This is a genomic window from Silvibacterium bohemicum (genome assembly GCF_001006305.1).
GTDB lineage: Bacteria > Acidobacteriota > Terriglobia > Terriglobales > Acidobacteriaceae > Silvibacterium > Silvibacterium bohemicum.
In genome coordinates this window covers 163,413-177,411 of the sequence record NZ_LBHJ01000002.1, presented here as the reverse complement: position 1 = coordinate 177,411, position 13,999 = coordinate 163,413, and the positions used below count along the sequence as shown (strand labels likewise).

Sequence of the window (13,999 nt, the reverse complement as noted above, 5' to 3'; positions counted from 1 at the left end):
AGAATGGGCTGGCGAGGGCATGTGGCGATTCAGCAGAAGGATGAGCAGGGAAACGAAACGCTGTTCGAAGGATTTGCTTCCTATTGCGGCGTTTTTGTTCTGGCGCTGTTTGCGTTTGGATTTGTTTTTCAGAATTTTGAGATTCCGTCCGGGTCCATGCTCAACACGATCCTGATCGGTGACCATGTTCTCGCCGATCGCATCACGTTCAGCTCACATTCGGCATGGACGCCCTTCCTCCACTATCGCCAAGTGCGCCGCGGCGATGTGGTCGTCTTCCTCAAGCCGAACGAGCCGAATCTGACGCTGGTCAAGCGCGTCGTCGGCATCCCGGGCGACCGCGTTCACCTGCAGGGCGGCGTGGTTTATCTCAATGGCAAGCCGCAGAACGAGCCTTTGGCGGCCAAGGCGAGTTTTTATCTTCCCTATCGGGATGATTTTCCCAATGTGCCAGCCTCGGATGGAATGGATATAACAGCTACGTGGGCCAACGAGCTTCCCTCTCACATACAGGCAGGCGACCTCGTCGTGCCGCCGGGACGCTACTTCATGATGGGCGACAATCGCCCGAACAGCCTGGACAGCCGCTTCTGGGGATTCGTGCCGCAGGAAAATATTCTGGGGCGGCCGCTCTTCGTCTACTGGTCGTTCGAGCAGCCGGAGCAAGAGGAGGAGCAGGTCAGCGCTGGCGATCGAGCCAAGTCGTATCTTGACATCGTCGAGCACTTCTTCACCCGCACACGCTGGAGCCGCACCTTTCATCCCATTCGGTAAGACGGGCTGACTTAGGCGGGACTCTACTGCGCTCTACTTGCCGAATATTTTTGCGAAGAAGTGGCCGATGGAGTGGAAGAGTCCATTTTGCTTTTTGGGCGGCGGTGCAGCTGTTTCTGCTGGAGCCGCAGGCGCTGCCTGGGGCGCGGCGGCAGGCTCGGGGCCGGCGGCTCCTGGAGCGGTAGGATTGGGCGTAGTCGAGGAATTGTAGGCAATCGGCGCCTCCACCTGTGCGTGCGCGACACCCGCCGGAACGACCGGCTGTGACGGTGGGCCGGGGACCGGCTTCAATCCTTCGCTCTCGGCCAGAGGAAACGCCGTGTCCGCAGGCGTAGAGGACGGCCCGCCCACGGGCTGCGCTACTTTTTGTCCAGGCTGGGCGGGATGGGCTGCGTCCGTCGTGCCCGTGGATGCCACCGATACCGGCTCGGGCACCGGACATCCGCAGGGCTCCTGCTCGTTATCGACCACCTGCTGCAGGCTGCCATGTTCGAAGAGCACGCGCTGGTTGGGCTGCACGCGATAGACGCCGCCCTCAAACTGGCTGGTGACGGTTACATACGGCGCGTTCGCTCCGTGGTTGTCGACGCAGGTATCGCCCTTCTGATTGACGCGAATGCGAAGACCGGCCTGCCCCGGCCCTGAAATCAGAATGCGCAGATCGGGTGTAAGCAGCACGTCGGAATACTTGCCGGCCGCGTAGTTGGTTTCCAGGGCTCCCCGGTCGAGAGCGATCATCAAGGCCGAATCCGTAGCCGAATCGCCGCTGTCCGTAGAACTGTCTTTGGAGAGATGGATCTTCGTCGATGCGCAGACCCGCAGCTCGCCACCGCGCGCCAGAGTGACCTGCGCGGTCTGGTCGCCTGCGGTAATGCTTCCGTTGTTGCCGATGCTGGCCTTGCCGTCGGCGACGGAAAGCGAGCCCGCGAGAGAGACGCCCTGCGTTGGCACGTAAGCGATGGGCTGCTGCGCCAGAGCTGGTAGAACGGCAAAGGATGCAAAGCCGAAAATCAGCGCGTGGCGTGGAGACAAGGCCTAGAGCTCCAGGAAATTTTGGATGAGGCGCTTACCGTCGTCAGTAAGCACGCTTTCGGGATGAAACTGTACACCTTCGACTTGATACTCGCGATGACGTAGTCCCATGATGGTTCCGTCGGCGGTGCGCGCGGAGATTTCGAGTTCCTTCGGCAGGTTCTTTTCCGAGACGATCAGCGAGTGATAGCGCGTGCAGGTCATCGGCGTCTCAATACCGCTGAAGATGGTCTTGCCGTCGTGCTCCACCTCGCTGGTTTTGCCGTGCATCAGCTTCGGCGCGCGAATCACGTCTCCGCCGAAGGCCGCTCCGATGGCCTGGTGACCGAGGCACACACCGAGGATGGGCGCCTTACCGGCGAATCTACGAATCAAATCGATGCTGATGCCCGCCTCGTGCGGCGTGCAAGGTCCGGGCGAAAGCAGAATGCGCTCCGGCTCCAGTGCCTCGACTTCTTCCACCGTAAGCTCATCGTTGCGGCGGACAATCATCTCCGCGCCCAGCTCGCCCATGTATTGCACCAGGTTGTAGGTGAAGGAGTCGTAATTATCGAGAACGAAGACCATAATGAGCCTTCTTCAGTGTATCGCGGCGAGGGAAACGGCTGCTTTTTCGGCCGGGGCGATGTATGCTGATGCGCATCCGGAGGTTCATTCCATGAAACTCTCTCCTCTTCCGATTTTGTTCGCAGCCGCTTCTATTGGATTGGCGCAAACCGCAGCCAATCGTCCGGCACCGGCGATGTTTCCCGCACCTCAGAACCCGTCGTTGAGCGAACCCATGTTGGACTCGCCGAATCGGATTCCGCAATCCAGCACCACCGAGTTGAAGAAGCGTTCTCCTGAAGCGCAGGCGGTGCAGGAGATTCAACGCCGCCCGCTGACCACCCAGGAAGGCTGTCCGGTGGTGCTCACCAGTGCCGGGCTTGCCCCTTACCTCATGTTTCTGCGCGAAGGAGGGGATGAGGGCGGGAGCGGCGGCATCGATCTTCAATTCCGCAACGCCAGCGGCAAAGCAATCGGGTCGATGGAATTCACCGCCCATCTGATTGCGAAGCAAAGCAAATACGATCTCGGCGGCAGCAGTGTGTTTCTCAACCTAACCGCTTATGGCAGCAGAAGCGTCGACAGCACGTTCACCGAGCTGCGCCGGCTTTCGCTCCCGGAGAATATTCATCCCGTCATCGTCGAGGACATTGCTTTGCGCCAGGTGATCTTCGAAGATGGCTCGGCCTGGGCGCCCGCGAAGGATCGCAGGTGCAGCTTTTCGCCAGGCGGCGCATGGCAGATCGGCGCTCGCTAGTTTGTACAGCGGTCAGCGGTCAGCGGTCAGCGGTCAGCGGTCAGCGGTCAGCGGTCAGCGGTCAGCGGTCAGCGGTCAGCGGTCAGCGAAATTCTAAGCGCCACTGCGTCATTGCAAGCAACATCCGGCATAACTGACGACCGGCGGGAGGAAGAATCTCAGCAATGTCATTCATTACACGTCGCTGAGATTCTTCGCTACGCTCAGAATGACGTTCGTTGATAGGACGTTGTGAATGATTCACGACGGCCTATGCTGCAGCCGGTTGGTCTGGCGCGAAGCGCGTATGCCTGGACGGCCAGTCCTGGCTAGTCCCGGGCGCGTTCGATGGCCCTTACTACCGCGCGGGCTTTGTTGATGCATTCCTCGTATTCCTTTTCCGGAACCGAGTCGGCGACGATGCCGGCTCCGGCCTGGATGTGCCCCTGCTTGCCGCGCATTAGCAGCGTGCGGATGGCGATGCAAGATGTGAGATTCCCAGAGAAGTCGGCGTAGAAGACGCTGCCGCCGTAGATGCCGCGCCGCGTCGACTCCAGCTCTTCGATGATCTCCATGGCGCGAATTTTGGGCGCGCCGCTCAACGTTCCGGCGGGAAAGCAGGCGCGGAAGGCATCGACCGCGGTCAGATCTTTGCGCAGCGTGCCGTCGATGGAGCTGACCAGGTGCATGACGTGCGAGTAGCGTTCGACGGCCATCAGGTTCTTCACCTTCACCGTTCCGTATTCGCTCACGCGTCCCACATCATTGCGTCCCAGATCGACGAGCATAACGTGTTCTGCGCGCTCCTTTTCGTCGTGCAGCAGCTCTTCTCCGATGCGCAGATCCTCTTCTTCGCTTGCTCCGCGCGGGCGCGTTCCGGCGATGGGACGATATTCGACATGATCGCCTTGCACGCGAACCAACAGCTCCGGAGATGAGCCGACGATGTGAGTGTCGGCCGGCTGCTGAAGTCCAAAGCGGAGAAAGTAGAGGTAGGGCGAGGGATTGACGATGCGCAGTGCGCGATAGACGGAGAAGGGATCGACTTCAGGCTTCACATCGAAGCGCTGCGAGAGCACTACCTGGAAGACATCTCCGGCGGCAATGTACTCCTTGGCCTGCTCGACGGATTTGAGGAAGTCCTTCTTCTTTGTCTTGAACTCGATCTTGAGCTTGCCTGTGACCTTCTTCTTTCGGATTACCGGCAAAGGTCGCTCCAGCCGCTTGGCGAGGCGATTCAATCGCGTGAGGGCGTCTGTGTAGGCAGCCAGCGGCTTCAGCTTGCGGACATCCGCGGTCACGATGAGGAGGATCTCTTTCTTGACGTGATCGAAGGCCAATACTTCGTTGAAGAACATGAGCGATGCATCGGGCATGCCGAGGTCGTCCTTGGTCTCTTCGGGCAGCTCCTCGATCTGGCGCACCACGTCATAGGCGAAGAAGCCGACCGCCCCGGCCGTGAACGGCGGTAACCCGGAGAGCCTGGCCGGCGTGTGACCTTCGATCTCTTCTTTCCACAGCGCAAAGATATCGCCCTCGACCTTCCGCGTCTTGCCGCCCTCGGTGATTTCAATCGACGATCCGCGGGACACCATCTTGCGATAGGGGCGGATGCCGATGAAGGTATAGCGGCCCACGTTTTCGCCGCCCTCGACCGATTCGAGGATGAAGCACTCTGGCTCATCGGCGGCCAGCCGCAGGAAGGCGGTGACCGGCGTCTCCAGATCGGCGGTGAGCGTCCGATAGAGCGGAACCAGAGAGTGGGTACGGGCCAGTTTCAGGAATTGTGCGCGCGCGGGAAGAGCTGTGGCATTCGATTGCATGACTTAGCTCATGGTAAACCGCACGGCGGACTTAATTTTCGCCTCACGAAAATCAGAAGCCGCCGCGAGCCATCGAAATCCGTGGGGAGCAAATGCCACCTTCGTACCAGAGACGATAACCCCTTTGGATGCTCCGCGATCTTGCGGACGCTGAATTTTGGAGCCTATACTCGGTGAGTTTGGCTGGATTCTATCTGGAAGAAGAGGGTCGAGCCGCAGCTTTCAGGCGAATGCAGGGCTTATCCGCCGGTCTGTCACGACGAGCGGATGGGTGAATGAGAGACGCTTCACGAGACGTTGATGTTTTGGGATCGCTTCATGCTACTTACCTACTCGAAGGGCAACTGGGGCAGACCCATTCATGGTCATGCACGACGAGTAACCTATCAAAAGGCGCCTACTATGCTTCGGCACAAACGAATTGCGATATCAGCTTTCCTTGCTTGTTTCTATTGCGTTGTTGCTCTGGCTCAGGATCAACATTCACTGACACCGGAAGGATTCAGCTTTGATGGGGCTTGGTCATGCGAGGGAAAGTTTCCATCAAACGGAGCAACTCATACATCGAAATATACTGGGCGCACCTTTGAATCAGGTGCGTGGGTAGAGCTGGATGAGGTAGATATTCAGCCCAAGGGTTATGTCGGTCACTACGTATGGCAATTTGACAAGAAGAACAATCAAATAGTCTCCATCGATGCCAACCGTTCAGGCTACACGGTATATACGAGTCCAGGCTGGAACGGCAACAAGCTGACATTCACTAGCACCGCCGCAAGTTCTTCCCCCGAAACAGTGAGTAGGTTTATTTTCGAGACCAAAGACGCGGATCAATTTACGGTGACCTATGAAATGAGCCGCAATATGAGTTTTGTGCCAGGGGACTCCCTTATTTGCCATAAGGCCAAATAGGAGCGCTCCTTGCGAGTGATTCGCAACCGAGGCATCCGGCTCATGGGGCAGCACAAATGAGCTATGGCTGTTGTGGTGGTATAGGAACATTCGGCCGATCCGGGCTGCATACTCGCGAGGCAGAATGGGTCCCGGGAGCTTGACGGAAAGACGACCCGAGAGCGGGCGAAGGAGTAAACGAATTTTATGGCAACCATTTCACTCGAGCAGGAGATTAATCCCTGGGAAGCACAGGCTGCTCGATTCGACTTTGCGGCAAGAAAACTTAATTTGGATGAGGGCTTGTGGCGCGTGTTGCGCTATCCCTCGCGGGAAATCATCGTTCACTTTCCGGTGACGATGGATGACGGCCGGATCGAGATGTTTACCGGCTTTCGCGTGCTGCACTCGCAGGCCCGCGGACCGGGCAAGGGCGGCATCCGCTATACGCCGGAGGTCACGCTCGACGAAGTGCGGGCGCTGGCCAGCTGGATGACCTGGAAGTGCGCGGTCGTGAACATTCCCTTCGGCGGAGCCAAAGGCGGAGTGATCTGCGACCCCAAGAAGATGTCGCAGGGCGAGTTGGAGCGCATGACCCGTCGCTACACCGCCGAGATCATCGAGTTCATTGGGCCGGAAAAAGACGTTCCCGCGCCCGACGTAAATACCAACGAGCAGGTGATGGCATGGATCATGGATACCTACTCCATGCACATGCGCCAGACTGTGACCAGTGTGGTGACCGGCAAGCCGCTCAACATCGGAGGATCGCGCGGACGCCGTGAGGCCACCGGCCGCGGCATCAGCGTGGTCTGCGATGAGGCGCTCAAGCATCTGCACATTCAGCGCGAAGGCTGCAGGGTCATCATTCAGGGTTTCGGCAACGTCGGCTCCAACGCGGCGAAGCTGATGGCCGACAAGGGATACAAGATCATCGGCATCGCCGAATACGATGGCGGCCTGGTCAATCCCAACGGCATCGATGTCTGCGCCTTGATCGACTATCGCCAGCGTAACGGCTCGGTCCTCGGATTCAAAGGCGCCGAGGCTGCAGATCCAGTCGAGATGCTCACCCAAGAGTGCGAAATTCTGATTCCGGCGGCTACGGAGAACGTCATCACCAGCCGCAATGCCGAGCGGATACAGGCCCGCATCGTCTGCGAAGGCGCGAACGGCCCCACCACTGCCGTGGCCGATGAAATCCTCGCCGACAAGCGGGTCTTCATCATCCCCGACATTCTGGCCAACGCCGGTGGCGTCACCGCTTCCTACTTCGAGTGGGTGCAGGATCGCCAGGGCTACTTCTGGAAAGAAGACAACGTCAACGAGCAGCTGGCTACGATTCTGGCCGAGAGCTTCGACGACGTGGTCCGCTACTCCGAAGCGCACGACGTCAACAACCGCATCGCGGCTTATATGCTGGCCATCGATCGCGTAGCCTTCACCATCAAGCAGCGCGGCATCTACGCGTAGCAGAATTCACGGTCCGGGAGAGGCCTTCTCCCGGACCGTGAATCTGGACTTTGACCCCGGAACGGTAAATTCAGGTTTCTAGAGCATTTTTTCTATTAATGTTTCCTTTTGGAGATTCGCTAAGTGCACCTTTTCTTAACGAAAAAGCTGCGTAAAGTGCCTGTCCTCGGTCTACACCTATAGAAAAATGCTCTAGTTTTTACCGTGCCGCCTCGAGTACCGGCGCCGGTGAAGCTGCGTGTGCTTGCCGGTCGGAGACCAGAGCTTCGATCAGTCGCGGCAACTCTCGGGAAGGATCGAGTGCGGCAAACTCCTCGGCAAGCTTCTTTGCGTTCGAGCGATACGACGGCTCCGCGAAAACCTTCTCGACCGCTTCTCGCACTTCTTCCGCCGTCGGGTTATCGGTGTGAAGATAAATGCCGCTCCCGGTCCACGCAATGCGCGCGCCATTCTCAGGCTTGTCTTCGAGCAGACCCGCAGCAATGATCGGTACTCCGAAGCTCAGCGACTGCGTCACCGTGCCGTAGCCGCCAAAGGTCACCACCGCATCCACATGGGGAAGGATCTCGCGGAAGTTGAGGAACGGTTCGGCCACCGTGTTCTTGCTCAGAGGCCCGGGAATGTTCTCGACAGGTTTGCCGCCGGTCGTCACCAGGATCAATACGTCGTCGCGGTCGCCGAGCGCCTGGATTGTCGGAGATACAAGCTGCCCCAGATCGCCGTTGGCGATCGTGCCCTGGCTGACCAGAACCACCTTCCGGCCGGCCTTTTTCGCCTCTGCCAGCTGCGGAGGCAAGGCGCCCGCACCCTCCGGCAGAAGCGCTCCAATAAAGTGCAGGTTCTCGTGTACTTCACGCAGCGGATACTCGAAGCTCGGCACGCAGGGCTGAAGGATCAGATCCGCAACCAGAGCCACTGATTCGAGAAGCGGTGCTGGCAGTTCGCGGGTTCCGAGGTTTTGAAGGACCTCATTGGCCATCTCTTCGACGGCATGGGTCACCGCCTCGTCGAACTGTTGCGCTATTTCGCGGTACTGCTTTCGCTGCTCTTCACTGGTAGCCGGCAGTAGCCCCGGACCGAACGGCGCTCCATCTTCGCGTTGCAGCGGAAGGCCAAGCACCCCGAGGTAGACGCTCGCTGGACGTGAAGAGCGCGGCCCGAGCAGCAGAGGGAGCACTCCGGAAAAGGCCGTGTCATGGATAACGACATCGGAGGGAAACTCTTCCAGGATGCTCATCAATCCACGGTATTGGGACGCCATCGGGCGAACGAAAGCCATGGTGAAGTCGTGACGCATCTTTTCCGGTCCGGGCGGATAGTTTTTCCTTTCCGGAAAGGCGGCATCGACATCCCGCAGGTCAAAATCGACGTCGGCGGGGAGCGGAAAAAACCTAAATCCGGCAGCCTCGATCTTCTCCCGAAAGAGCACGCCTGCGTAAAAACCGATTTCATGCCCCTTCTTCCGCAGGAGGTGCGCGGCAACCAGCAGTGGGTTAACGTGCCCGGTAGCCGGAAAGCATGCAAACAGTATCTTCATTCGGTTCCTTTTCTCATTAAAGCCACGCTGGGGGAGGGCGACTCACATCAGCACAATGCCCGGCGAGGAGAATTAATTCCCTCCTATCGAAGTTTTTATGTGAAATTGCAGACCTTGCCGTCACCAGAGCAGCAAATCGGAATCACACGTTAGCTGCTTATGCTCGTGCCACCAGGCCGGCGTTGCCCCGCGCGGGAGAGAAATTGGTCTCGCATCCGGTTGAGGTTTATCTCGTTGATGAAGCCGAGATGACAGCGGCTGGTGCATAATGGCCGTAAGGCCCGGTTCTGTCCGCCGCTTCCGGGGCTCTCGAGTCAGGATCCCGTGAATCTCCCCAACTCCATCACGATGAGCCGGATCTTTTCGGTGCCGCTGCTGATCTGGATGCTGTCGCCTCACTTTCCGCACGGCGGGTGGCACGGCGAGCAGGAAATCCTCACTTCCCTGTTCTTCATCCTGGTGTCGATCTCCGACGGCGTTGACGGCTATCTCGCCCGGCGGCGGGGCCAGATTACGACCATGGGCATGCTGCTCGATCCGCTGGCGGACAAGCTGCTCATCACCTCCGCCTACATCGCCCTGGTGCAGTACAACCCGCACGTCGTAAAGCCCTGGATTGCGGTCCTGGTGATCGGCAGGGAGTTCCTGGTGAGCGGCCTGCGATCGATTGCATCCACCGAGGGCTTCACCATCGCTGCCAGCGATTTAGGCAAGCTGAAGACGGTGATCCAGATCGTCTCGGTCGTCGCTGCCATCCTGGCGCACGGCTGGTACGAATGGCGCTTCGGCTGGTTCATCATGCCGGTCGACCTGATCGCTGTGGTTGGGATCTACTTCATGGCGCTGGTTTCGACCATCTCAGCGGTCGATTACTTCGTCGCCTTCTGGCGCAAGATTGAGAAGGCTTCCAGCGGCCGGCGGAAGCACGACAACGATTTTGTCCTCTCTCGCGGTAAAAAAGACCTGCCCGCAGCCAAGAACCTTACTTAGCTTCCGGCAAGATTCCGCTGGCCGGCTGCCTCATCACCGTGAGGCCCGATCCCGTGATGTTCGATCCCAAGAGGCCCCGATCCTCAGCCACGTTTCTCGGCGATGTTGTAAATGAGGCCGAACGGGTCTCGAATGTAGCAGCGTGGAATTGCGGGATCTTCGGCTTCGATGGTTGCGCCTGCCGCTAGCAGCGAATCCTTGGCCGCTTGTAGATCCGGAACGAAAAACTCGAAGACCGGCCCCAGGGCGGGCGCGCGATCGAGGTACAGCCGGAAGGCTCCGGCTTCAAGGCCGATCATGTTGGGCTGGCACATGAAGACCGTGAGGCCCAGCTGGCTCTCGTAAAAGCTGGCGGCGGCTTCAATGTCAGGAGTCTGGAGGAGAATGTCGCGCGATGCCGGCATGAGTTGGGATTCCTCGCCTGAGAGCGCTTTCACCTTCGCCCGCTGTCAAACGCATCGCCCAGCAGACCTCTCGAAGAAATCTCGAATTTTTGTAGAAGGGATTTCGAGCTTCTCTGCGTCTTTTTCTACCCTGAACCGCGTCTGTTGTGTGAGAGGTTCGCTCGGGCAACTCTTCCAGAGATCTCCCGAATCGGCCCTCCTGAAGGAAGCCCCGGTGGTTCGTGGGTCCACCGGGGCTTTTCTACGTCAGAACGTCAATCGCTTAAGCAGAAACCGCGTGGCTGTGAGCCTGCTGCTGTTGCTGCGCCCGCGTCAGGCGATGCACAAAGTGATACGGCGGCCAGGGGCCGGAGAGCTGCATCTGGCAATCCTTCATGGATTGGCTCGCGCTCGAATATTTGTTCTGGTACCGCTCCACACCCTTGTGATCGATCAGATGCGCGATATCCAGCAGCATCTTTCCCGAATCGGTGCGTTTGCAGCTTATTTCTTCCGCCAATGGGGCAAACATCCGGTGCATCTGGACGGAGACGGCACGAGCCTTGGTCGAGCGCTCGCGCTGCAAGGTGGCGGTTTCGCGAAGGTTGGTCAGGTATTCCCGGCCGACGGCAGGGATGGTTTCCGTAGTAAAACGTCGAATCTGCTCACGACAGCAGTCGTCAAGCGTGACCTTCAGATGCATCTCGGCCTTGCCGCGTAACCGTTCAATATTGGTCACAAACTGGCGCTGGTTGGATCGAATCGAGCGCCGTAGAGAATCATCATCGGCAAAAACCGTGCCAAAACGGAAGGGAAGAACGGTCGACATCTTGAAGCAGTCCGCGATGACCCGCGCGTGGTCCATGGCTGCCTTCTGATTGAGATTGTCGATAGGAGAGTGCTCACTCACGATTACTGCTAAATCACTGGCTGGATAGAGAAAGACTTGATTTCCCTGGATGCCCGCAACTGATTCCATTGGAATGGGTTTGCGATGACGTAACAACTCAGGGAAGGCTTGCTTTTCGGTTATGCAGTAGGCGTACCATGCCATAGAAGATCGCTCCATTGCGGGCCTGTAAAGGATTGGACTTGCGGCGTTGCGGAGAATGACTGCATAGGTATCGAGGTGCTCATTGGCGCATTCGAATCTTTGGGGGTCGAACCGCTTTGAACTGGAACGTATGCTAGCCCCGCAAAACAACAACTGGCAACGTCCGATCGCTTTTGCACAGCTTGGTTAGCTTCGTCTAGGCGTGTTTGTGTTTACAGGATTGAAGAGCTTGTTGCTGCTGTCAAATTTTTGACAAATTTGACACTTTATAAAACTAAGGTAACCTCTTCGAGGGATTGTCTGGGAATCAGGCATTCCCAGCCTCCGCACAAGCGTCATGAGGCTCGCGAGCGTCGATCAGCGGACTGTGTGAGCCAGCAGAAAACCGACCATCAGAACGAGAACGATCAACAGCACACCCAGCACTGCGCCCGCGATGCGAAGCAGTTGACCAAGCGACTTTACTTCCTCCACCAGCTTCCCGTGCTCGAAGTTGCTCCGGTGTACCTCTTCCTGAATCTGCGCGATCCGATCTCCCAGGCGCTTCACTTCGACCGATTGTTCCTGCGCTGACGATAAGATCTCGCGATGGCTGATTTGGATACCGGCAATTTCTTCGCGAATCTCTTTTGACAGACCCGCATTCTGGGCGTGCCCCATTCCGACCATGTCGAGCAGCGGCAGCAGTCGGGAGTCGAGAAGCGGCAAGAGCCGGGAGAGGTAAGGAAGAACCGACTTCAGCTGGCCGAGAACCTTCCACGTGCTGCCTGAGTCGGAGCCGCTGGACTTCTGGATGGCCAGCGTCGGCGGAGCCGATTTCTTATCGGAAGCCAGCTCGATCAGGCGGTCGACCGCAGAGACTTGGGCTGAAGACGACGCCTGCGCCGGCCGGTTTTTCGATTCCTCGGGCGTTTCGGGGAGATGTTCGAGCCTGGTCGCCTGTTCCTTAGCCATCGGGTGTGTGCCTGACTCCAACTATAGTGTCTTCTGTTTCTTGTGATGCATGAAGACCGAGTGCCGGCCGCGATCAAGATCAGTGCTTGGCGCCGTTCTCTTCCGCAGCCCTTTGCCGCAGGGCGTGGACGACGACCCGCAGCATCTCCTCTTCCGGAGCCGGTTTGCCCGTCCAGATCTCGAACTGGCGCGCCCCCTGGTGGACGAACATCTCGACCCCGGTAATGACCGGAATGCTCTTCTCCCGCGCCATCCGGACCAGCGGGGTGTCGATGGGGTTGTAGACCAGGTCGAAGACGATGCGGGCGTTGAGCTCCTTCGCTTCGAGGATGTTGTGGGTCTTCACGCCATGCATTCCCGCCGGCGTGGCGTTGATGATGACGTCGAAGTTCGTTTTGGCCAGCTGATCGCGCTTGAAGGTCTTGGCTTTGGCCTGCCGCGCCAGCTTCTGCGCCGCCTCCGGGGTGCGATTGAGGATGAAGACCTCCGCGCCCTTATCTTTGAGCCCGAAGACAGCGGCGCGGGCAGCGCCGCCTGCGCCCATGACCAGAATCTTTGCGCCCTTGAGCTGGAGACGGCGCTCCAGCGGACGAACGACCGCGGCCACGTCGGTATTGAATCCGTAGAGCTTGCCATCCTGAGAGCGAACCACCGTATTGCAGGCACCCACCTTCTCGGAGAGCGGGTCGGTGCGCTCCAGGTGCTTCAGTATCTCTTCCTTGAAGGGCATGGTGACGGCCAGGCCGTTGATGGGCACCTCGCGCACCAGGGTGAGCAGATCGCCGATCTTGCTGGTCTGCAAAGCGAGAAAGACCGCGTTGACCGTCTCGCGGCGGAAGGCGGTGTTCATCATGACCGGCGACAGCGAATGCCGGACTGGATTGCCGACCACGCCGAAAACTTTGGTCGCTGCATCCAGCTGATCGATCCGGAAGGTCTCTTCCAGTGTGCGCGCGGTGATCTGGCCGGGGCCGGTTTCTTCGCCGGCGTTGGCTGCGGCGAAGGTGAAGACGCTGCCGGCACGCAGGCCGAGTACACGGCTGATGACGCCCTGCTCGCCCATGCAGATGCCGATGACGCTGGCCAGGTCCCGGGTGCGCTCCAGAAAGCGCATCATGGTAACGTTGTCCGCCAGGGTTTTGGCGGTGGAGACGATTTTGATGAATTCCGGCTCGAAGGGGCTGATCCGCTCGAAGATGCCGTCCAGATCTTTGGTTATCGTGAAGTCGTGATAGCTGATGACCAGCGCCGGACCAGCGGCGCGCAGCTTGTCGAGCTGACCTTTCTTCATAGCCTCGGCCGTTTGCAACTCGATGTCGACGAGCTGACAGCCGGCGGCGGCGGCTTTCTCCAGAATTTCGAGCTCTGCGGCGATGGTTCCCTTGAAGTGGCCTCCCGTCGATACGCGTCGACAGGTGGCGATGGCGGTTACTTCGCTGCGCTCGTAGAGGAACTGCTTGATTTTGGGCAGAGCCAGCAGCGGCTGGGCCAGATAATCGAGGCGGAATTCGAGAAAAGTATTTTCGCGCGCCGTCTCTTCGGCCTTTTCGATCATCTCGGCAGGGCTTGCGGCGGCGATGGCAACACAGACTTTTCCGATACGCGATCGGATGAACTGCGGAGAGGAAACACTGGCCACCCGGTCCTGTGGGGCCTGCACTGATGGCACGTCTTGTTTGGTGGCTTTCATGGTTGCAATTGCGGCATCTTACCGGGTGCAGAGTGCGGATGCAACCTCAGTACAGCAAATCCTTTTCGCGGCGTACCGTAAGGACTGAAATCGAGTTCCTGCGATACCCTGCAGAA

The 13,999-nt window shown here is 58.7% G+C and carries 14 protein-coding genes; 6 read left to right on the top strand and 8 right to left on the bottom strand.

What is annotated here, in order from left to right; all coding sequences use genetic code 11:
* Nucleotides 1-21: 21 nt before the first annotated feature.
* On the top strand, nt 22-774 hold the full coding sequence (gene lepB, locus XX99_RS04625) for a signal peptidase I (RefSeq protein WP_231581153.1): 753 nt from the start codon (nt 22-24) through the stop codon (nt 772-774).
* Between the two features lie 33 nt (nt 775-807).
* On the opposite strand, the gene XX99_RS04620 is transcribed toward lepB, so the two are convergent.
* Entirely contained in the window at nt 808-1,806 is a 999-nt protein-coding gene (locus tag XX99_RS04620; RefSeq protein WP_050058221.1) for a hypothetical protein, read from the bottom strand.
* 3 nt (nt 1,807-1,809) lie between these two features.
* Nucleotides 1,810-2,373 (bottom strand): anthranilate synthase component II, encoded by a 564-nt coding sequence (locus tag XX99_RS04615; protein ID WP_050058220.1) that lies wholly within the window; start codon nt 2,371-2,373, stop codon nt 1,810-1,812.
* Between the two features lie 91 nt (nt 2,374-2,464).
* On the opposite strand from XX99_RS04615, the gene XX99_RS04610 reads away from it, so the two are divergent.
* On the top strand, nt 2,465-3,109 hold the full coding sequence (locus XX99_RS04610; RefSeq protein ID WP_156185797.1) for a hypothetical protein: 645 nt from the start codon (nt 2,465-2,467) through the stop codon (nt 3,107-3,109).
* A 308-nt stretch (nt 3,110-3,417) separates the two neighbouring features.
* Here the strand turns inward: XX99_RS04610 and trpE are convergent, their stop codons facing one another.
* Complete coding sequence (gene trpE / locus XX99_RS04605; protein WP_050058218.1) at nt 3,418-4,911, bottom strand: anthranilate synthase component I; 1,494 nt, start codon at nt 4,909-4,911, stop codon at nt 3,418-3,420.
* A gap of 300 nt (nt 4,912-5,211) precedes the next feature.
* Here trpE and XX99_RS04600 point away from each other — a divergent pair, with 300 nt between their 5' ends.
* Together XX99_RS04600 and XX99_RS04595 are read left to right on the top strand one after the other, a co-directional pair.
* Nucleotides 5,212-5,823: a hypothetical protein gene (locus XX99_RS04600; RefSeq protein WP_050058217.1), complete on the top strand. Its 612-nt coding sequence runs from the start codon at nt 5,212-5,214 to the stop codon at nt 5,821-5,823.
* Between the two features lie 186 nt (nt 5,824-6,009).
* A complete protein-coding gene (locus XX99_RS04595) occupies nt 6,010-7,275 on the top strand; it encodes a Glu/Leu/Phe/Val family dehydrogenase (RefSeq protein ID WP_050058216.1) in 1,266 nt (421 codons plus the stop codon).
* 199 nt (nt 7,276-7,474) lie between these two features.
* Here the strand turns inward: XX99_RS04595 and XX99_RS04590 are convergent, their stop codons facing one another.
* The gene (locus XX99_RS04590; RefSeq protein WP_331386715.1) at nt 7,475-8,512 is read right to left on the bottom strand and encodes a glycosyltransferase; all 1,038 of its coding nucleotides are present in this window, start codon (nt 8,510-8,512) and stop codon (nt 7,475-7,477) included.
* On the opposite strand from XX99_RS04590, the gene XX99_RS28485 reads away from it, so the two are divergent.
* Both XX99_RS28485 and pgsA read left to right on the top strand, forming a co-directional pair.
* Nucleotides 8,471-8,965, top strand: coding sequence for a hypothetical protein (locus XX99_RS28485; protein WP_331386714.1), 495 nt, complete (start codon nt 8,471-8,473; stop codon nt 8,963-8,965). The two genes, XX99_RS04590 and XX99_RS28485, sit on opposite strands and share 42 nt — an antisense overlap.
* 171 nt (nt 8,966-9,136) lie before the next feature.
* Entirely contained in the window at nt 9,137-9,802 is a 666-nt protein-coding gene (pgsA, locus tag XX99_RS04585) for a CDP-diacylglycerol--glycerol-3-phosphate 3-phosphatidyltransferase (protein ID WP_050058412.1), read from the top strand.
* Between the two features lie 83 nt (nt 9,803-9,885).
* Here the strand turns inward: pgsA and XX99_RS04580 are convergent, their stop codons facing one another.
* The 4 genes from XX99_RS04580 to aroE all read right to left on the bottom strand — a co-directional run bounded on the left by XX99_RS04580 (nt 9,886) and on the right by aroE (nt 13,883).
* On the bottom strand, nt 9,886-10,206 hold the full coding sequence (locus XX99_RS04580) for a VOC family protein (RefSeq protein WP_050058214.1): 321 nt from the start codon (nt 10,204-10,206) through the stop codon (nt 9,886-9,888).
* Between the two features lie 262 nt (nt 10,207-10,468).
* Nucleotides 10,469-11,239, bottom strand: a complete 771-nt coding sequence (locus tag XX99_RS04575) for a GvpL/GvpF family gas vesicle protein (protein WP_050058213.1) — start codon at nt 11,237-11,239, stop codon at nt 10,469-10,471.
* 357 nt (nt 11,240-11,596) lie between these two features.
* Entirely contained in the window at nt 11,597-12,193 is a 597-nt protein-coding gene (locus XX99_RS04570; RefSeq protein WP_050058212.1) for a hypothetical protein, read from the bottom strand.
* Nucleotides 12,194-12,272: 79 nt separating this feature from the next.
* Complete coding sequence (gene aroE, locus XX99_RS04565) at nt 12,273-13,883, bottom strand: shikimate dehydrogenase (protein WP_082125253.1); 1,611 nt, start codon at nt 13,881-13,883, stop codon at nt 12,273-12,275.
* Between the last annotated feature and the right edge of the window lie 116 nt (nt 13,884-13,999).

Bases quoted from the DNA above. Each gene is read 5' to 3' on its own strand.
- XX99_RS04575 (WP_050058213.1), bottom strand. From the start codon at position 11,239: ATGGCATGGTACGCCTACTGCATAACCGAAAAGCAAGCCTTCCCTGAG.
- trpE (WP_050058218.1), bottom strand. From the start codon at position 4,911: ATGCAATCGAATGCCACAGCTCTTCCCGCGCGCGCACAATTCCTGAAA.
- XX99_RS04595 (WP_050058216.1), top strand. From the start codon at position 6,010: ATGGCAACCATTTCACTCGAGCAGGAGATTAATCCCTGGGAAGCACAG.
- aroE (WP_082125253.1), bottom strand. From the start codon at position 13,883: ATGAAAGCCACCAAACAAGACGTGCCATCAGTGCAGGCCCCACAGGAC.
- XX99_RS04580 (WP_050058214.1), bottom strand. From the start codon at position 10,206: ATGCCGGCATCGCGCGACATTCTCCTCCAGACTCCTGACATTGAAGCC.
- XX99_RS04590 (WP_331386715.1), bottom strand. From the start codon at position 8,512: ATGAGCATCCTGGAAGAGTTTCCCTCCGATGTCGTTATCCATGACACG.
- XX99_RS04600 (WP_050058217.1), top strand. From the start codon at position 5,212: ATGTTTTGGGATCGCTTCATGCTACTTACCTACTCGAAGGGCAACTGG.
- XX99_RS04610 (WP_156185797.1), top strand. From the start codon at position 2,465: ATGAAACTCTCTCCTCTTCCGATTTTGTTCGCAGCCGCTTCTATTGGA.
- XX99_RS28485 (WP_331386714.1), top strand. From the start codon at position 8,471: ATGGATAACGACATCGGAGGGAAACTCTTCCAGGATGCTCATCAATCC.
- XX99_RS04615 (WP_050058220.1), bottom strand. From the start codon at position 2,373: ATGGTCTTCGTTCTCGATAATTACGACTCCTTCACCTACAACCTGGTG.
- XX99_RS04570 (WP_050058212.1), bottom strand. From the start codon at position 12,193: ATGGCTAAGGAACAGGCGACCAGGCTCGAACATCTCCCCGAAACGCCC.